19 protein-coding genes are annotated in these 18725 nt (G+C 63.2%); 4 read left to right on the top strand and 15 right to left on the bottom strand.

Annotation, left to right across the window (positions count from 1 at the left end; genetic code table 11):
• Window positions 1–68: 68 nt before the first annotated feature.
• The 7 genes from mgrA to EOB36_RS09230 form a co-directional block, all read right to left on the bottom strand.
• Window positions 69–1115, bottom strand: a complete 1047-nt coding sequence (gene mgrA / locus EOB36_RS09260; RefSeq protein WP_126104862.1) for an L-glyceraldehyde 3-phosphate reductase — start codon at window positions 1113–1115, stop codon at window positions 69–71.
• Between the two features lie 150 nt (window positions 1116–1265).
• Window positions 1266–2429 (bottom strand): Gfo/Idh/MocA family oxidoreductase, encoded by a 1164-nt coding sequence (locus EOB36_RS09255; RefSeq protein WP_127204945.1) that lies wholly within the window; start codon window positions 2427–2429, stop codon window positions 1266–1268.
• A gap of 12 nt (window positions 2430–2441) precedes the next feature.
• Entirely contained in the window at window positions 2442–3188 is a 747-nt protein-coding gene (locus EOB36_RS09250) for a sugar phosphate isomerase/epimerase (protein WP_127204946.1), read from the bottom strand.
• Window positions 3189–3256: 68 nt separating this feature from the next.
• Entirely contained in the window at window positions 3257–4354 is a 1098-nt protein-coding gene (locus EOB36_RS09245) for an ABC transporter ATP-binding protein (RefSeq protein WP_127204947.1), read from the bottom strand.
• A 23-nt stretch (window positions 4355–4377) separates the two neighbouring features.
• Window positions 4378–5313: a carbohydrate ABC transporter permease gene (locus EOB36_RS09240; protein WP_164897483.1), complete on the bottom strand. Its 936-nt coding sequence runs from the start codon at window positions 5311–5313 to the stop codon at window positions 4378–4380.
• Window positions 5306–6199 carry a sugar ABC transporter permease gene (locus EOB36_RS09235; protein WP_127204949.1) on the bottom strand — a complete coding sequence of 298 codons (894 nt, stop codon included), beginning with the start codon at window positions 6197–6199 and terminating at the stop codon, window positions 5306–5308. Before EOB36_RS09235 ends, EOB36_RS09240 begins: the two co-directional genes overlap by 8 nt.
• 113 nt (window positions 6200–6312) lie before the next feature.
• Window positions 6313–7551: an ABC transporter substrate-binding protein gene (locus EOB36_RS09230; RefSeq protein WP_127204950.1), complete on the bottom strand. Its 1239-nt coding sequence runs from the start codon at window positions 7549–7551 to the stop codon at window positions 6313–6315.
• 419 nt (window positions 7552–7970) lie between these two features.
• Here EOB36_RS09230 and EOB36_RS09225 point away from each other — a divergent pair, with 419 nt between their 5' ends.
• Window positions 7971–9020, top strand: a complete 1050-nt coding sequence (locus EOB36_RS09225; RefSeq protein WP_095488321.1) for a LacI family transcriptional regulator — start codon at window positions 7971–7973, stop codon at window positions 9018–9020.
• A 237-nt stretch (window positions 9021–9257) separates the two neighbouring features.
• Here EOB36_RS09225 and EOB36_RS35715 read toward each other — a convergent pair whose 3' ends face one another.
• Window positions 9258–9383 carry a hypothetical protein gene (locus EOB36_RS35715; RefSeq protein ID WP_280953389.1) on the bottom strand — a complete coding sequence of 42 codons (126 nt, stop codon included), beginning with the start codon at window positions 9381–9383 and terminating at the stop codon, window positions 9258–9260.
• 130 nt (window positions 9384–9513) lie between these two features.
• Here EOB36_RS35715 and EOB36_RS09220 point away from each other — a divergent pair, with 130 nt between their 5' ends.
• The 3 genes from EOB36_RS09220 to EOB36_RS09210 all read left to right on the top strand — a co-directional run bounded on the left by EOB36_RS09220 (window position 9514) and on the right by EOB36_RS09210 (window position 11976).
• Window positions 9514–10332, top strand: a complete 819-nt coding sequence (locus EOB36_RS09220) for an oxidoreductase (protein ID WP_126104855.1) — start codon at window positions 9514–9516, stop codon at window positions 10330–10332.
• Window positions 10333–10411: 79 nt separating this feature from the next.
• Window positions 10412–11002: a TetR/AcrR family transcriptional regulator gene (locus tag EOB36_RS09215; RefSeq protein ID WP_127204951.1), complete on the top strand. Its 591-nt coding sequence runs from the start codon at window positions 10412–10414 to the stop codon at window positions 11000–11002.
• A 65-nt stretch (window positions 11003–11067) separates the two neighbouring features.
• Complete coding sequence (locus EOB36_RS09210; protein WP_126104853.1) at window positions 11068–11976, top strand: alpha/beta hydrolase; 909 nt, start codon at window positions 11068–11070, stop codon at window positions 11974–11976.
• A gap of 201 nt (window positions 11977–12177) precedes the next feature.
• Here EOB36_RS09210 and EOB36_RS09205 read toward each other — a convergent pair whose 3' ends face one another.
• From EOB36_RS09205 to EOB36_RS09175, 7 genes are all read right to left on the bottom strand, one after another.
• Window positions 12178–12408 carry a hypothetical protein gene (locus tag EOB36_RS09205; protein ID WP_095488311.1) on the bottom strand — a complete coding sequence of 77 codons (231 nt, stop codon included), beginning with the start codon at window positions 12406–12408 and terminating at the stop codon, window positions 12178–12180.
• 187 nt (window positions 12409–12595) lie between these two features.
• Window positions 12596–14023, bottom strand: a complete 1428-nt coding sequence (gndA, locus tag EOB36_RS09200) for an NADP-dependent phosphogluconate dehydrogenase (protein ID WP_127204952.1) — start codon at window positions 14021–14023, stop codon at window positions 12596–12598.
• A 155-nt stretch (window positions 14024–14178) separates the two neighbouring features.
• Window positions 14179–15816 (bottom strand): copper resistance CopC/CopD family protein, encoded by a 1638-nt coding sequence (locus EOB36_RS09195; protein WP_128284717.1) that lies wholly within the window; start codon window positions 15814–15816, stop codon window positions 14179–14181.
• Between the two features lie 56 nt (window positions 15817–15872).
• Complete coding sequence (locus EOB36_RS09190) at window positions 15873–16391, bottom strand: YcnI family protein (protein WP_127204954.1); 519 nt, start codon at window positions 16389–16391, stop codon at window positions 15873–15875.
• A gap of 41 nt (window positions 16392–16432) precedes the next feature.
• The gene (locus EOB36_RS09185) at window positions 16433–16972 is read right to left on the bottom strand and encodes a copper chaperone PCu(A)C (RefSeq protein ID WP_127204955.1); all 540 of its coding nucleotides are present in this window, start codon (window positions 16970–16972) and stop codon (window positions 16433–16435) included.
• A 104-nt stretch (window positions 16973–17076) separates the two neighbouring features.
• The gene (locus EOB36_RS09180) at window positions 17077–17433 is read right to left on the bottom strand and encodes a DUF2946 family protein (RefSeq protein WP_127204956.1); all 357 of its coding nucleotides are present in this window, start codon (window positions 17431–17433) and stop codon (window positions 17077–17079) included.
• Window positions 17434–17552: 119 nt separating this feature from the next.
• Entirely contained in the window at window positions 17553–18455 is a 903-nt protein-coding gene (locus EOB36_RS09175; RefSeq protein WP_128284716.1) for a GntR family transcriptional regulator, read from the bottom strand.
• Window positions 18456–18725 lie beyond the last annotated feature (270 nt).

Here is an 18725-nt window from a genome sequence, read left to right as displayed (position 1 = left end):
ACTTCCCGCCGTACCTGTTCGGCTATGCGTTGCCAATCACTTCCGTAGTGGATCACTTCCGTGGTGGATCATTTGCGTGGCGGACCCTGGCGCTCGGCGGAGGCGGCCCACAGATTGATGTCGGCTTCGCGTGCGTAGATGTCGATTTCGGCGAGCTCGGCATCGCTGAAGTCGAGCACCTTCAGCGCGCCGACGCAGTCCTCGACCTGCTCCGGCCGGCTGGCGCCGATCAGCGCCGAGGTCACCCGGCCCTTGCGCAGCACCCAGGCCAGCGCCATCTGCGCCAGCGTCTGCCCGCGTCGGCCGGCAATCGCGTTCAGCGCCTTGATGTTGGCGATGGTCTTGTCGTTGATGAAGGCCGCCTTCAGCGACTTGCCCTGGCTGGCGCGGCTGCCCTGCGGGATACCGCCGAGATATTTGTCGGTCAGCATGCCTTGCGCCAGCGGCGTGAACACGATCGAGCCGACGCCGAGCCCCTCCAGCGTATCGAGCAGACCGTCGTCCTCGACCCAGCGATTGAGCATCGAATAGCTCGGCTGATGGATGACGCAAGGCGTGCCGAGCTGCTTCAATATGTCGGCGGCCTCGCGCGTGCGCTGCGAATTGTAGGAGGAGATGCCGGCATAAAGCGCCTTGCCCGAGCGCACCGCGTGATCGAGCGCACCCATCGTTTCTTCCAGCGGAGTATCGGGGTCGAAGCGGTGCGAATAGAAGATGTCGACATAGTCGAGCCCCATCCGCTTCAGGCTCTGGTCGAGGCTGGCCAGCACATATTTGCGCCCGCCCCATTCGCCGTAGGGTCCGGCCCACATCTCATAGCCGGCCTTGGTCGAGATGATCAGCTCGTCGCGATAGGAGGAGAAATCCGTCCGCAGGATTTCGCCAAAAGCCGTCTCCGCCGAACCGGGCGGCGGGCCGTAATTATTGGCGAGGTCAAAATGCGTGATGCCGAGATCGAAGGCTTTGCGCGCGATCGCCTGCTTGGTCCGATGCGGCGTGTCGTTTCCGAAATTGTGCCAGAGCCCGAGCGAGATCGCCGGCAATTTCAGGCCGGATCGCCCGCAGCGATTGTAGATCATTTTCTCGTAGCGGTTTTCGGCGGGCACATAGGGCATGGGAGATCCTCAAATCAAAAGCGAGCCCGGCAGTTGCCACCGCGAAAAAGGGTGAGTCGGCTCTGCCCCTCACCCTTAGCCTCTCCCCGTTTCTATGGGGAGAGGGGTCGACGGTAAACAGCACGTGTCGCAATCACTGAAGCGCTTACCCTATTTCTTCTTCGCCAAGAGCCCTTTCTTCTTTGCCAAGAGCCCTTCCGCATCCTTGACGCCCAGTGCCGCAGGCCGTTCGCAGGTGGTCTGCATGGCAACGAACTTTCCGCTCGCGCCCGACCGCAACATGCCGGTCATCACATCGACGGCATGCAGCGCCAGTTCCATCGAGCATCGATGCGGCCGGCCTTCCGCAATCGCCAGTGCCATGTCGGCGAGACCGGCGGTGCGGTAGTTGGCCATCATGCCATGCGAATGCATCTGGTTGGGCACGCCGAACGGATGCTTCCATTTCGGCAGCTTCTTGACCGGCTTGGCGGCGTCGGTGACGCGAACGTCGCCGCCGAAGAAATTCGGATCCGGCAAGAACACCGTGCCCAACTCGCCGTAGAGCTCCATCGGCGCATGGCCATGGCTCCACACGTCCCAGCTGGTGTTGAGCGTCACCACGGCGCCATTCTCGAACTCCATCACGCCGTGGATCGTCGTCGGCGTTGCGACCAGGATTTTTTCGCCGGCGCGAGGCTTGGACGAGATCGTGCGCTCTGTCTTCGGGATCGAAGCGAAGGCTGCCACCTGCTTCACCGGCCCGATCAGCTGGATCAAATTGGTGATGTAATAGGGTCCGATATCGAGCACCGGACCAGCGCCAGGCTGGAAGAAGAAGTCCGGATTGGGGTGCCAATGCTCCATCCCATGGCTCATCACATGGCATGTGCCGCTGGTGATCTTGCCGAGCTTGCCAGTGTCGATCAGGTTGCGGACAAGCTGATGCGCGCCGCCGAGGAAAGTGTCGGGCGCAGAGCCGATGCGCAGTCCATCTCTCTCCGCCAGCTTCTTCAGGTCGAGCCCTTCCTTGACCGACAGCACGAACGGCTTTTCCGAATAGACGTGCTTGCCGGCATCGAGGATCTGTTTCGACACCTCATAGTGCACCGCCGGAACGGTGAGGTTGACGATGATGTCGATATCGTCAGCCTTGAGCAGCCCTTCGACTGTGTCGGCGCGCAGCTTAAACTCCTTCGCCCGCGCCTTGGCCGCATCCATGTTGATATCCGCGCAGGCGCGCATCTCGATGCCGCGAAACAGCGGCGCAAACGAGAAATACGCCTTCGAAATGTTGCCGCAGCCGATGACGCCGATCCCAAGTTTTTTTGCCATGCTGGTTTGCTCCTAATAGGTCTTGGCGGCTGCGATCGAGCGGCGGGCGAAGCGCGCGATGTCGTTGGGGTTGTCCTGTTCCATGACGTAGTATTTGGCGGCGCTCTTGGCGCGTAGCGCCTTGATCAGACCAGCCCAGTCGATCGTGCCGTGGCCGACATCCGACCAGCCGTCCTCATCGAGTCCCTCGCCGGGCTTGGCAATGTCCTTGACATGGACGGCGGCGATGCGTTTGCCATACTTCTCGATCCAGGGCAGCGGATCGTCGCCGCCGCGCACCACCCAGGCCACGTCCATCTCCCAGCCGATGTCGGGCGCTGCCGCCAGGATATGGTCCTGCGGCACCGAGCCGTCGGCAAGCTTCTTGAACTCGAAATCATGGTTGTGCCAGGCAAAGCCGTAGCCGGCTTTCTCAGCCGTCTCGCCGACCTTGGCCAGGCGTGCTCCGAAGCCGCGCCAGCCTTCCGTGTCGGTCGGCCTGCTCTCGGCGACCAAATAGGGGCAGATCAGCAGTGTGATGCCGAGCGCATCGGCGATTTTGCGCACGCCGTCGAAATCCTTCTCGAGCGCATCCATCGAGAAATGGCCGGTCGGCATGGTGAGGCCGTTCTTGTCGAGTTCGGCACGAAATGCCTTGGGGTCGTCATAGACGCCGCCGAACCCCTCGACTTGCGCGTAGCCGAGCTCGCCGAGCATCTGGAGCACCCCTTCCCAAGGTTGGAAATTGCGGGCGCTGTAAAGTTGGAATGACCAATTCATCGTCTCTGTCCGTTCTCTGGGGATGGATGTGTTTGAGGTGAAATTCTTGGGATTGAGGTTCTGGAGAGTTAAAGGCGGGTGCCGGTTGCGGCGTCGAACAGCGAAGCGCGCGTCGGATCAAAACCGATGCTCACGGTGTCGGCGTTGTTTGGCGTGCGCTCAGATGTCACCCGCACCGTGAAATTCTGATTTCCGAGCTTCAGCCAGACCAGCGTGTCGGAACCCATGGGCTCGACGACCACGACATTTGACATGGCTGTGAACGGCCATCCAGCGCCGCTGTTGAACGCGACATGCTCGGGCCGGATACCGAACACGGCCGCCCCCGGCACGGGCTCCTTTTCGAAAGCGTAGGTGGCAAGCGGGATCCGCACATCCTCGGCGGCGAAATACCAGTTGCCCTCGTCCTTCTCCAGCCTGCCGTCGAGGAAATTCATCGCCGGCGAGCCGAGGAAGCCGGCGACGAAACGGTTGACCGGGCGATTGTAGATCGTCTGCGGTGCATCGAGCTGCTGGATAACGCCGCCCTTCATCACCGCGATGCGGTCGGCCAGCGTCATCGCCTCGATCTGGTCGTGGGTGACGTAGATCATGGTGTTCTGCAGCTTGCTGTGCAGCAGTTTGATTTCGACACGCAGCTCCGCCCGCAGCTTGGCGTCGAGATTGGAAAGCGGCTCATCGAAGAGGAAGACGTCGACGTCGCGCACCAGCGCCCGCCCGATGGCGACACGCTGGCGCTGCCCCCCCGAAAGCGCCGACGGCTTGCGTTGCAGTAGTGGCTCGATCTGCAGGATTTCGGCGGCCCGCGCGATCCGCTTGGCGATCTCGTCCTTGGCGATGCCGGCGACGCGCAGCCCGAAGGACAGGTTCTTCTCAACCGTCATCTGCGGATAGAGCGCGTAGGACTGGAACACCATGCCGATGCCACGGTCCTTGGGTTCCTCCCAGGTGACGTTCTTGCCCTTGATGAAGATGCGGCCGTCCGAAACGTCGAGCAGGCCGGCGATGCAGTTGAGCAAGGTCGACTTGCCGCAGCCGGACGGCCCGAGCAGCACGATGAACTCGCCTTCGGCGACATCGATGTTGAGCGTCTCCAGCACCGACACCGCGCCGAAATTCAGCGACAGGTCCTGGATCGAGACACTGGGATTCCGGATTGAACCCATGGGATTTTCCATTCTTGTCATCATCATCCTTTCACCGCGCCGGCGGCGATGCCACGCACGAAGAGCTTGCCGGAAATGAAGTAGACGACGAGCGGTACAAGGCCGGTCAGGATGGTGGCGGCCATGTTGACGTTGTATTCCTTCACGCCTTGCACCGAGTTGACGATGTTGTTGAGCTGCACCGTCATCGGATAGGTGTCGGGGCGGGTGTAGACGACACCGAACAGGAAGTCGTTCCAGATGCCGGTCACCTGCAGGATGATAGCGACGACGAAGATCGGCAGCGACATCGGCAGCATGATACGGAAATAGATGCCCCAGAAGCCGGCGCCGTCGACGCGCGCCGCCCGGAACAGTTCCTCCGGCATGGAAGAAAAATAGTTGCGGAACAACAATGTCAGGATCGGCATGCCGAAGATGGAATGGACGATCACCAGGCCGCTTAGGCTGCCGTAGAGGCCGACTTCGCGCAGGATGATGACGATCGGATAGATCATCACCTGATAGGGGATGAAGGCGCCGACGATCAGGATCACGAAGAAAGTGTCGGCCCCCTTGAAGCGCCAGTTCGCAAGCGCGTATCCGTTCACGGAAGCGATCGCGATCGACAGGATGACCGACGGAACGGTGATGCGCACCGAATTCCAGAAGCCGCGCGAGAGCCCGTCGCAGTTGAGGCCGGTGCAGGCGCTGGACCAGGCCTTCACCCAAGGCTCAAAGGTGATCTCGAGCGGCGGTGAGAAGATGTTGCCGAGGCGGATCTCCGGCATGCCCTTGAGCGACGTCACCACCATCACATAGAGCGGCAGGAGATAGTACAGCGCCACCACGATGAGCGTGCCATAGAGGAAGATGTTGCGGCGCGAGAACACATGCCGCGGCTTCGGCCCTCGCGGCCCGGATGCCTCAAGCCCGATAGAGCCCGTGCCGGCAGGCAGGGAAGCGGCATGGTCAGACACGCTTCTTGCCTCCGAATTCGAGATAGGCCCACGGCACGATGACGACCACCACCGACAGCAGCATCATGGTCGAGGCGGCGAAGCCCTGGCCCAGGTTCTGGGCGAAGAACATGTAGTCATAGACATATTTGGCCGGCACTTCGGAGGCGATGCCGGGACCGCCGCTGGTCTGGGCGACAACCAGGTCATAGACCTTGACAATACCGGCAGCGATGATGACCAGCGCGGTGATGAAGACCGGGCGCATCATCGGGATGATGATGAAGAGATACGTCTTCAAGGTGGGTATCCCATCCACCCGCGCGGCCTTCCAGATATCCTCGTCGATGCCGCGCAGGCCTGCCAGCATCAGGCACATGATGAGCCCGGTGCCTTGCCAGAGCGCGGCGATCAATATGCCGTAGATGACGATGTCGGAATTGTAGAGCGGATCGAAGTTGAAGCTCTCCCAGCCGAGGCCGCGCACCACCCCCTGGATTCCGAACTCCGGATTGAGCAGCCATTGCCAGACAAGACCGGTGACGATGAACGAGAGCGCGAAGGGATAGAGGAAGATGGTGCGGAACGTGTCCTCGAAACGGATCTTCTGGTCGAGCAGCGCCGCCAGCAGGAAGCCGATTACGAGAGAGAACACCAGCGACAGCACGCCGTAGACCAGGAGGTTCTCAATGGAGACCAGCCAACGCGGCGTCGACCACAGCCGATAATACTGGTCGAGCCCGACGAAGTTCAGCCGCGGCAGCAGCTTCGAATTAGTGAAGGAATAGAGCACCGTCCACGCGCTGCCGCCGACGAAGATCACCAGTGCGGTGAGGACCATCGGAATAGAGGCAACCTTGGCGTTAAGGTTGCGGAAGAGTTGATTGGGGCGTTCGCTCTTGCTCATCTGCACAGCCGGGCTGGATCGGGTAAAGGCGGGAGGGTCAAGGCCGAAGGTTAGGGCCTTGACCCTGAGCTCCCGGCCCCGCGGCGGGCCGGGAGCGAGCGGTTCGTCGATCGTCAGTCCGCTGAGGCGACGATGTCGGCGAAGCGCTTTTGCGCCTCTTCCACGGTCATGTCCGGCTTGGCGAAGAACTCCGAGAAAAGGTCCTCCTTCTGCTTTTGGGTGTCCTGCGTCAGCAGCTGGTCGGTCCAGGGCATGACGCTGCCCTTGGCCAGGATGTCGAGCCCTTTCTTCATGCAGTCGTTCGCCGCCTGGAGGTCGATATCGCCGCGCACCGGCAGCGAACCCTTCTTGAGGTTGAAGGCGACCTGCGTCTTGGGGTCGAGCAGCGTTTCGGCCAGCGCTTCCTGCGCCTTGGACTTTTCAGCGTCTTGCAGCAGCGGGAAGTAGAAGGCGTCACCGCCGGTGGCGATGACCTCGTTCAGGCCAAGGCCGGGAAGACACGTATAGTCCTTGCCGGCGGTCTGGCCGGCTACCTGGAATTCGCCCTGCGCCCAGTCGCCCATGATCTGGCCGCCGGCCTTGCCGGCAATGACGAGATTTGTGGCCTGGTTCCAGTCCTGCACATTGGTGTTCTTCGCCATCTTGCGGGCATCGTCGGCGGCCTTGAACACCTTGGCGACCCCGGGCCCGGCAGCGAATTCCGCGTCCTTGTCGCGATAGACCTTCAAGAAAGTATCCGTGCCGCCGACCGCCGTAAGCAGCACGTCGAAGGTCCCGGAGGATTGCCAGGGCTGCCCGCCGACTGCGAGCGGTATGATGCCTGCTTTTTCCAGTGCAGGGGCGGCTGCGACATACTCGTTCCAATTCTTCGGCACCGGCACACCGGCCTTTTCGAAGGCAGCGTTCGACAGCCACAGCCACTGCCAGGAGTGAATATTGACCGGCACGCAATAGATCTTGCCGTCGAGGGTACAGCCGTCGAGCAGGCTCTTGGGCTGCACGATTTCCCTCCACTTGTCCCTGGTGGCGAGATCGGTCAAGTCGCGCATCAGACCGGCCTGCACCAATTCTTCCGCTTGCCGGCCGTGGTTGAACTGGGTGGCGCCCATCGGATCGCCGCCAGTGATACGGCTGATCATGATCGGCCGTGCCGTGCCGCCGGAACCGGCGATAGCGCCGTCGACCCAATGATTACCTGTCGCGTCGAACGCCTTGGCGAATTCGGCGACCGCCGCCGCTTCGCCGCCCGAAGTCCACCAATGGGTGACTTCCAGATCCGTCGCTGCCGCCGGGCCGGCGAATTGCAGCGCGGTTGTCACCGCCAACGCAGCGGTCATGACTTGGTATCGCATTTCGGCTCCTCCCAGAATCTGAAACGTTACAGATTTTCGATACGGCAATTGCGTTGGGCGTGCAACCCCCGAAATAGGAGCGGCCCGACATTTTTTCGAGCCGCGAACAAATCCGCAGGCCAATTGCCGGCCGTTGCGTCGCAGCAAGACAGGTTGCACTGCAAAAAATGATGCTGCACGCATGAAATTCGGCCAAATTCTGTTCCCGCTGGCAAGCCCTTGCCAACGTCCAACGACTTTGCCTCGAATGAAACGTCGCGCGTGCAGAGAACCTGCCCCGAACCGCTGCGCGATGGCAAGTGACAATCTGTAACGTTTCAGTGTATAGGATGTTCACCAGGCGGAGAGTCGCTGGCGAGCCGCAATCCGCCGATTGCCGGCCTGCACGGCAACTGCTATGCGCCTGACGGGCGGGGTGAATGGACAGACATCGAACGGAAAAGGACGACGAGGCGTCGGGACAGGGCCGGCCGACGCTGAAGACGCTTGCCTTCATGACCGGGCTGGGCGTCACCACCGTGTCGCGGGCGCTGAAGGACGCGCCCGAAATCGGCGCCGAGACCAGGCGGCGCGTCCAGCTCGTCGCCAAGCAGATCGGCTACCGCCCCAACCGTGCAGGCGTGCGCCTGCGGACCGGCAAGACCAACGTCATCAGTCTGGTGCTCAACACCGAGCACGAGATCATGAGCTTTGTCTCGGACATCATCTACGGCGTCTCGGAAGTCATCGCCGACACGCCCTATCACCTGATCGTCACGCCGTATTCACGCTCGCAGGATCCCCTGGACCCGATACGCTATCTGGTGGAAACCGGCTCTGCCGACGGCGTCATCATTTCGCGAACCCAGCCGAATGACCCCAGGGCCCGTTACCTGCTGGAGCGTGGCATCCCCTTTGCCACGCACGGCCGCACCGATATGGGGTTGATCCACCCCTATCATGATTTCGACAACTACGCGTTCGCGACCGAGGCTGTGCGCCACCTGGCCGGCATCGGCCGCCGCAGGCTGGCTCTGCTGGCACCACCAGTCGAGCTGACCTATCACCGCCATGCGCTGAACGGCTTTACCGATGCGCTGAGCGAGGTCGGCGCCAGCGAGATCCCGTTCAACACCGTTTCGATCGACCACTCGATCGAGCAGATCAGGATGAGGACCGCGCAGCTAATGCGTCGCGACGTCAGGCCGGATGGCTTCGTCAGCAGCGCCGCCGCCGCGACACTCGCCATCGTCGCCGGCATCGAGGACGCCGGCCTCAAGCTCGGCCGGGACGTCGACGTGGTGTCCAAGCAGTCGTCGGACCTGCTGCATCTGTTCCGCAGGGAATTGCTGGTCGTCAACGAGGACTTCCGGCTGGCCGGCGCCGAGCTGGCCCGTTCCGTGCTGGGCTGGATCGGCGGCGCCGCACCTGGCTCACTGCAGAGCCTGAGCGTGCCGACCGAAGTCCTGGCCTATCGCCGTCCCGACTAGAGCGGGATACGTTCAAATTGAACTGGGCATCCGGCTCCATCTATTTGCCTTAGCCGCATTTCTGCGACGCCAGTGATTCCACTTGCCTGCAAAAAACACGCTGCTGACTGGCAGCCTTGGGGCCGAAAGCGCCTGTCTGCTTTTTGGCGTCGAAACGCGGATAGCGGTCACTCCGACGGGACCACCGTTCGGATGGCACACGCACCGGATTGCAAATCAGCTGCAACATCAATGATTTCAACAGAGGCTGCGGCCATCGACGATCAGCCTCGCCAGATAGCCCTCCAGGATCTCGACCACGGTCGCTGGATCGCAGATGCAATCCACGTCGGCCACGAAGGCCGGCTCATGCGAGACCGGCATACCTTCGCCCGTCCGGCCCGCTGTGGTCCTCGTCTCGCCCTCCATGAAAGTACGAACATAATTTAATCCTTGCTTTGCGACTACCAAACGGCTATTGTCGTACGAACGTAATTCAAAACTTCAGGAGCTCATGATGACAACAACTCCGCAGGTTGCGCTCGTAACAGGCGCCACCTCAGGCATCGGCAAGGCCACAGCGATCGCCTTGGCCGCCGCAGGTTTCCAGGTGATCGGAACCGGCCGCAACACCGCGCAACTCACCGCGCCCGCCGGGGTGACCTACCTCGACCTCGACGTGACCAGCGACGAATCGGTCGCCTCAGCGGTCAAGCAGGTGATCGATCGGCTCGGCCACATCGACGTCCTGGTCAACAACGCCGGCGTTGGCACAACCGGCGCAGCCGAGGAGTTCTCGATTACCCAGACGCAGGACATCTTCGACATTAACGTCTACGGCATCATGCGGACGACCAAGGCGGTCCTGCCGCACATGCGCGTCCAAGGCCGCGGACGCATCATCAATGTCTCCTCCCTCAGCGGATTCGTCCCCAGCCCGTTCATGGCCCTCTACGTCTCGACCAAGCACGCGGTCGAAGGCTACTCCCAATCGCTGGACCACGAGGTTCGCGATTACGGCGTCCGGGTCCTGCTCGTCGAGCCCGGCCCGATCAACACTCCGTTCGCAGGCCACAGCGTGGAGGCCGACACCCCCATGCCGCTCTACGCGGCGGGACGGCGCAACTACGACGAGCTGCTGGAGAAGAACCTCAGCAGCGGCGACGACCCCGCCGTCGTCGCCAAGGTGATCGTCGCGGCGGCCACCGACCGGAACCCAAAACTACGGCGCACGGCCGGTACGACCGCCCGGATCATCAACGCGGTGCACCGCGTCGCCCCGGCCCGGATCTTCGACCGCGTCATCCGCAGATTCAACCGGATGCCGAGCTGATCGCTGCTTAGATCCACTGACAACTGACCAGGACATAGCGGTATCCGGAGCGCGAAACCCGGTTGAGATGGAGGAACGCATGGTGCGTTACACGAAAGAACACAAGCAGGAGACAAGGCAGCGGATCATTGCGACGGCCGGTCGACGGCTCAAGCGGGACGGTATCGACGGCTCCGGAGTCGCGACGCTGATGAAGGACGCGGACCTGACCAACGGCGCCTTCTACGCCCACTTCGAATCCAAGGACAGCCTCGTCGCGGAGGCGGTCACCGACCAACTGCACACACTGCACGCGAACATCGTCGAGCTGGCGGAGCCCGGCCTGGCCGGCCTCGAACAGATCGTGCGCTGGTACCTGTCGGCCCACCACCGGGACAACCCCGGCGACGGCTGCCCCAACGCCGCCCTGCTCGACGAGATCGGGCGCAGCGCGGACGCAATCAGGCAGGCGTACACCGACGGCGTGCTGGTCGTCATCGACGGCCTCGCTGCCCGCATGGCACCCGAAGATCCGCCCTCGGCCCGCGTGAAGGCGCTCAGCCTCCTCGGCCTGATGGCCGGGACGCTACAACTCTGCCGCGCCCTGACCGACCGACAACTCTCCGACGACCTCCTCGAGCAGGGCCTCCGCAACGCCCTGGCCCTGGTGGACGCCGAGCTCCGACCATGACCCTCATTTCTGTGACAAGCCCCGGCACACCCGGCGACGTCGCCCTCCATCAGACAGGAACCACGATGACCGAGCAACCCTTCAACCCACAACTGCGAGCCGCGCGGTTCCTTCCCCGCACCATCATCACCGCCGGAACGCTTCCCGCGCTCCGTGTCCTCACCAAGCTCACCGGGATCACCCGGCGGCCGGACGCGCAGGTCGTATCCGTGGACGCCAACGTGTCGGTACACGTCTTTCGCCCGGCTTCGGCCCGGCCTCGGACTCCTGCACTGTTGTGGATCCACGGCGGCGGAATGGTGCTCGGCGACGCGGCGCAGGACAGCGCCTTCTGCCGCCTGATCGCCGATCAGCTCAACATCGTCGTCGTCTCGGTGGAGTACCGGCTCGCGCCCGAGCACCCGTTCCCGGCGCCGCTGGAAGACTGCTACACCGCGCTGCAATGGCTCGCCGGCCAACCCGACATCGACCCCGCACGCATCGCCATCGGCGGCGCCAGCGCCGGCGGCGGTCTGGCCGCCGCGTTGGCGCTGCTGGCGAAGGAACGCGGCGAGATCCGTCCGGTCCTGCAACTGCTGTCCTACCCAATGCTGGATGACCGGACCACCACCCGCATCGACATCGACCCGCGGCGGCTCCGCCTCTGGAGCCCGGCCAGCAACCGGTTCGGCTGGCGCTCCTACCTCGGCCCAGCCACCGCGGACGGCAACGTGCCCCCGCTAGCCGCGCCGGCCCGCTATGACGACCTCTCCGGCCTGCCGCCCGCATGGATCGGCGTCGGCACCAACGACCTGTTCCACGACGAGGACGTCACCTACGCCCGGCGACTGCAGCAGGCCGGCGTCGCCAGCACCCTGCACGTAGTGCCCGGCGCCTACCACAACTTCGACGCCATCGAAGCGAAAGCCGCCATCTCCCAGGCCTTCGTCAAGGCCCAGACGACGGCACTGGACGAAGCACTCAACAGCGGCTGAACGGAACTCCGATGACCGCGCCCAAGGCCGGCCATGCCTGCACCACGCCGCATGTCGGCAGGTCACCGGCAGCTTTCACGGCAGCCTCAAGGCGACCCAACCGGCCGAAATGTAGCGCAGTCCCGACGTCCAGATGGCGAACCGCCGGACCGGCCCGAGAACACCCAACGGCGCGCTTGAGATCACCCGCGCGCGGCTCTACTAGTCCGAAAACCTCACGCTCACGCCGCGCTGCCGAAAATAGGCCTGCATCAACTTGCGCCCCGAGCGGTTGTTCTGCGCCAACTTGGTCGGATCGAACACCGCCTGTTTTATCCCTTCTCGTGTCAGCGCCGCTTTAAGCGTCGCGATATGTGCGTCGATGTCGGCATTGTCCGCCCGGAGGGAGGCATAGATACTTTCGGTCGCCTGGGCCACGGTCGGTTCGCTCACAGGTGTCGTCCTTTGGTTGGTTGAGCGGCGGCTTACCACAGATTCGCGGCTCCGCCGATACCGATGAGACGGTCAATCGTCTCTACCGGCATAGCAGGTTCCTGGCGCGACCCGACACCCAGTTGGTCGCTGGAGATGTCTGCTTTCTGGCAACCGCAAAATTGGACTCTAGGTCCAAGTCGCGGCGCTAACCCGCTGCTCCGCTGCCCCACGGGCCATGGAACGCGCCCGGCCCGTCGATGCGCTCGAAGCCATGCGCGCCGAAGAAATCGCGTTGCGCCTGGATCAGGTTCGAGGTGCCGCGGCCCTGGCGGTAGCTGTCGAAATAGGCCAGCGCCGACGACAGCGCCGGCACCGGCGAGCCAGCCTCCGACGCTCTTGCCACGATGCGCCGCAGCGACGGATGCGCCTCCTGCATCATCGCAATGAAGGCCGGCGCCATCAACAGATTGGTCGAAGCGCCACCGGCGCCAAGGGCTTCTGCCATCGTGTCCAGCATTTGCGAACGGATGATGCAGCCGGCCCGCCAGATCTTGGCGATGGTCGGCATTGGCAGGTTCCAGTTGAACTCCTTCGAGGCGCCGCTCATCACCGCGAAGCCCTGCGCGTAGGCCGCGATCTTGCCGGCGAACAGCGCCAGTTCGAGATCCCCGAGAAGAGCAGCCTTGTCGCCGGCAATCTTGGTCACGCCGCCATTGCCATAGGCCTTTTCGGCGGCCAGGCGCTCGTCCTTGATCGACGACAAGACGCGCGCCGCCACCGCCGCCTCGATCGCCGTGGCCGGAATGCCGAGCTGTTGCGCCTCGATGACCGACCATTTTCCGGTGCCCTTCTGGCCGGCGCGGTCGAGGATGATGTCGACCATCGGCTTGCCGGTCTTCGGATCGTCGGCGGCCAGCACCTTGGCGGTGATCTCGATCAGATAGGAGTTGAGCCGGCCCTTGTTCCAGCCGGCAAACACCTGTGCGATCTCCTTCGGCCCCATGCCCAAGCCGTCGCGCAAAATGCCGTAGATCTCGGCGATCATTTGCATGTCGGCATATTCGATGCCGTTGTGGATGGTCTTGACGAAATGCCCGGCGCCATCGGTGCCAAGCCATGCAGCGCAGGGCTCGTCCCTGAACTTGGCCGAAATGGCGGTCAGCACCTTTTCGACGCGCTTCCAGGACTCTTCCGTGCCGCCGACCATGATCGACGGTCCATGGCGCGCGCCCTCTTCGCCGCCGGACACGCCCATGCCGATGAAGGTGAGACCCGAATCGGAAAGCTCGGAGAAGCGTCGCATCGTGTCACGGAAATTGGCGTTTCCGGCATCGATGACGATGTCGTTGGCCGACAGCACGCCGCGCAGCGCCGCGATCTGCTCGTCGACCGGCTTGCCGGCCAGCACCATGATGATGATCGGACGCGGCGGCCGGATGGCGGCGGCGAGCTCCTCCAGGCTGTAGCAGGGCACGACCATGTTCTTCAGCGCGCCGGCATTCTCGACAAAGGCGTCGGTGCGCGCGGCGGTGCGGTTGAAGACGGCTATGCGGTGCCCCTTCTCGGCGATGTTGAGCGCCAGGTTGGAGCCCATCGTGCCAAGGCCGATCAGGCCGATTTCGGCTTTTTCCATCGTTTCTTCCCTGCTTTCGGATCTTTGTTGAGGCCGCGATTTGTAGCGATGCCCGTTCTTCTTGGGATGCCATTCTTGTCGAAAATGAATGACGGGCCTTCAAGCCTGCGTCAACCGCCTCGCCGAAATGTGTTGCGCAGACTGCCGGCTGGTCCTCATCGCCCGATATCGATCGAGGCCTCTAGCTTCACGATCTCGAAATCCGAGACGAGAATATCGAGCCGCGCCGTCCATCGGCCGGGGACCGGGACGACGAGATCGTCGACACGCCAGGTGCCACCGCCGCGCTTTGTCGCCGCGCGTTTGATCGGCTCGATGCCGGCATCGGGTTTTGACAGCACCAACGTCACTTGCTCAGCATCGAGCGGACCGAAATCGCCGGTCATGATGACGATAGACGCAGCAACCGGCCCAACTTGGCCGGGCGTGATGCTGAGGTCGGCCATCGCCTTCGGTGTGTGGATATGGATCGATGCCGGCTGCGCAGCTGCGATCGCCAGGGCGCGTGGCGGCGGCGTGAAGCGCCAGCCGGCGGCAACGCCGAAGATCGCCAGAATGATCAGCATTTCAACGCCGATGGAGCGGACCAGCCTCCTCTGCACTTCCGTCTCCCCCGCTTCGGCCGGAGCGGTCAGCTTCCAGCGGTTGGTCGCGGCGAGCGTGAACAGGAAGAACAGCAGCGCCAGCTTGACCAGCAGCAACTGGCCATAGGCGGTCTCAAGCAAAGCCGCGGGCGCCTGCACCTGGATGATGGCCAGCACGATGCCGGTGGCAGCAAGCATGGCCACGACAGGCAGGATCGCTTGGGAAAACCGGCGCAGGAAAGGCGTGGCCTCGACCGGCTTCCGCCTCATGGCGAGACCGAGCGGCGTCAGCGCCCCGGCCCAGAAGGCAATGCCGGCACCGTGCAGAAACACCATCGGCCTTGTCAGCCATTGCGGTTCGGCGGCACTTGCGTGCCCACTGGCGGCGAGAGCGGCACCGACACCGGCCAAGCCGGCAAGGGCAGACAGTTTTGCACCGCCGCGCGGCCCGACCAGCGACAGCAGGCCAAGCCCGAGCGCCACCAGCGCGACCAGCACCGTCCAGCCGAAGCTGGTGCCGAGCCCGGCCTGCCAGACGCCCGGCTGCGCCAGCCGGGCGAGCGGTGCGCCGAGCGCGTCCAGTCCCTGCAAGCCGACCGACAAGGGTGCCGCGACAAGGCCGCACAGGATTGCGGCGATGACGAAGCGCTGGCCGGAACGCCCGCCCTTCGCCAGCCAGGCGATGGCAAAGGCGCCGCCGACGCCGAGAAAGAGGCCGACATAGAGAAAGACCTTGCCGATCCAGATCGCCGACCCCAGACCCCGGTCGACAGCTTCGGAGACGGCCGGCGCAGCACTCGGCGCGCCAATGGAAAACAGCACCGAGCCGCCGACCGGATGGCCATCGGCGGAAATCACCCGCCAGCTCAGCACATGCGTGCCGGATCCAAGCGTCTGCGGATTGTCGATCTCGACCGTCTGGCCATTGAGCCGAAAGGATGTCAGCGGAACCGGCGTCCCGTCAGGCCGCACCAGGGTCAGCACCAGCGGCGAGACCGGCTCGCTGAAAGTCAGCGAGAACTGCGCTGGGCTCTGTGCCAGCACGGTGCCGTCGGCCGGGTCAGCTGTGACCAGCGCTGCGTGGGCAAAAGCCTGATTTGGCGCGATAATGACGGCGAGCAGCACGATCGCGGCCAGCAGGCCAATGGCAAGCCAACCGGCGCGCTTGCCGAACCTGCAGGTCGTCCACCGAAAAGATGCCAGGCTCATGTCAATGTCACAAAGGCGGCGGCGCGCTCTTTCGAACAAAGCGCGCCGCCAAAAAATCATTTCTTCGGCGAAAGCTTGAGGCCGGGCGCCGGATATTCCAGCGCATCCTCATCCTGGCCGGCCGCCGGAATCTCGATCCAGCGTTCGGCAACGCCGTCGCATTCCTGCACCACCGGGAAGTAGAGCGTTTGGCCGGCCGGCAGGTCCGCCGCCAATGTCCCGCGGAAGACGAATTCGTCGTAGAATTCGTCCGGCAGGCTGCCGCCGCTCCAGTCGACTTCCTTGACGCCGTTGCTCACCTCTTGACCATGGAGCTGATAGGATTTCTCGTATCTGCCTTTCTTGACCTGCAGCGTCCAGCCCGGCTTCGGCATCGGCTTCACCGAAATCACCCCTTCCGGGATCTGCACGCGCACGGCGGTCGTCGCCTTGCCGTCGCAGCCGTGTGGCACGCGCAGGACGGCCTTGTAGGTCGAACCGACCGCCGCTTCCTGCGTTTCGAGTGTGACGTGGGCAAAGGCCGCGCTTGTCCCCAAGACGAGAAACGCGCCGGCCGACAAAAGATACCTGTTCATGATGGTTCCCTCAAATTTCGAATTGTCCGGATCTGGCCGGGTCAGTTGGCGTGATTGTCCATACCCCCCGTTTCACCGATGCCTTCCACAGCGAAGTCGACGGTGACGGCGCCGGCCTTCTCGAAGGTCAGCGTGGCTGGAAAAGTCTCGCCTTGCTTTGGTTGCCGTTTCAGCCCGACGAACATCAGATGATAGCCGCCGGGTGCCAGCGCGACTTTACCGCCGGCTGGAATTTCAAGGCCGCCGGTGACCGGCCGCATGGTCATGACGCCATCGCTCACGCCCATTTCATGCAGTTCGGCCTTGGCCGAAATTTCCGAGGAAATCGACAGCAGCCGGTCCGGCGAACTGCCGGTGTTGGTGACGGTGAAATAGCCGCCAGCCACTTTGGCGCCGGGCGGTGTGGCGCGCGACCAGGGATGCCCGATCTCGAGGTCCCCAACCCTGAACTCATGCGCGAAAACGGCCTGGGCGCTGACGAACAGGAGGGCGAGGACGAACACGGTGATGCCGAGCCGCTCCTCGAAGCTGTGCAGGAAGAGGCTGTTGCGGCCGAACCGCGCGCGGAAAGAATGAGACATGATAGCTCCAAGAACTGAGAAATCGCGCCGTCGGCCGGTCGCGAACAGTTTCGATGTTGAATGAATGCGCTTGCGAAGGCTTTCGCAAGGCGATCTGGAACGGATCAGGCCGACGCCGGCGGCGCGCGCGGATTCGACGGCGAGCGGTCGCGGCTGAAATCGAGGTGCCGGAACGCCGGCAGCACAAACGCGACGGTTTCGACGGGAAAATTGCCGGGCACCATCCCGGCAGCGGGCGGCGGCACGTAAGTAGCCGAGGCCACACCGCAGCCAAGCATGCAGCAGGCCGGCATGTGCTGCTGGTGCGGATCGCCGCCCGGAAGCTGGGCGGCGCCCTCCTGAGTGCAGATGACATTGCCGAAAGCGTCGAGTTGCGAAGCATCCGGTCCGGTGCCGAAGGCGAATGCGCCGACTACCGACTGGAGCACGAGCAAATAGGCCGCGGCGAACGCGGCCGGCATGCTCCATCGTCTCCGCCGGATATTCAAAGACCTGCCTCTCCACGCAGCAACGGCCAGATATCTAGCACGGGCTCAGCAGGTGGAAAATCGCCAAATCATTGCTGCGGCAACGCGGCGCTTTAAGCCCGGTGCGGCTGCTGGCCTTCCGGTATCGATGTCAGCAGCGTATTGCGCGCCGACTTCAGATGCTTGCGGCAGGCGGCGTCGACCTTGCCGAGATCGCGCGATTTGAGCGCCGCGATATAGGCCAGATGCTCCGTGACGGCCACCTCGTTGCGCTCGCGCTCCTGCGCCTTGTTCCATTGGTAGTGGTAGTGGAAAATCATGGCGATGACGTCGTAGAAATCGACGATGAAGCGGTTGTGCGATGCGCGGTGGATCAGCCGGTGAAAGCGCTCGTCGAGCTCCGAGAATTCATTGAAACGCGTGGCGATCTCGCGTGCCAGCAGGCGATGCTCGTCTTCCAGGAGGTCGAGGTCGGCCCAGACCGGACTGTCTTCGGGCAGGGCGGCAAAGGCGGCGGCCGAGCGCAGTTCGAACATCTCGCGGATTTCGGTCAATTCCAGCGCGAAAGCGCGGGTAAAACCTTTCAGCACCCAATGGCTGTTGCGGCGTTTCTCGATCAGCCCGAAGCGGGAAAAGCGGATCAGGAACTCGCGCACGCTGGTGGTGCCGACGCCGATCTCGCGCGCCAGCTCGAGCTCGTTGATCTGCATGCCGGGCTCGGCGCCGCCGGCAAGCAGCCGCCGCATGAAAGAGCGCTCGATGATCTGCGACAGCGTGTCGGTCTCTTCCTCGGGGAAAAAATCGTCCGGTCGCGGCACGCGCAAAACGGTCTTGCTACGCTTGTTCCAGGCGATCAGCCCCGTCTCTTCCATGCGCGCAAGGATGGTGCGGATCGTCGTGCGGCTGACGCCGAGCAGCGTGCCCAGTTCGGGCTCCGACGGCAGACTTTTCGTTTCATCGAGCAGCCGCAGACCGCGATTGTAGGCGTCCTTGTAGACGTTGTTGCTCTTTGACATCCCCTGCCTCATTGCGCCAGCGCTTGCGGCGGCCGGCTTGAAGCGCAATATGGACAACGTTGCTAGCGCAGGCCCCCAAGAAGCGGAATCGCTTTTCGGACGTCAGCCCAGGTTCCAGTGTCCGGCCCTTCTGCACATCCATTAAGAACGCACGACGCTTTCGCGAAAAAACAATTGACGCAAAACTGTTTTTTCACGATAAAAGACATTATCTTTTAACAGGCGCGTGTCAATCCGCTCGCACATCCCAGGAACACCCAGGAAACTGCC

Source organism: Mesorhizobium sp. M6A.T.Cr.TU.017.01.1.1 (genome assembly GCF_004023115.1).
Classification (GTDB): Bacteria; Pseudomonadota; Alphaproteobacteria; order Rhizobiales; family Rhizobiaceae; genus Mesorhizobium; species Mesorhizobium mediterraneum.
The sequence above is the reverse complement of the archived record's forward strand: the minus strand, read 5'-3'. Positions and strand labels throughout refer to the sequence as shown.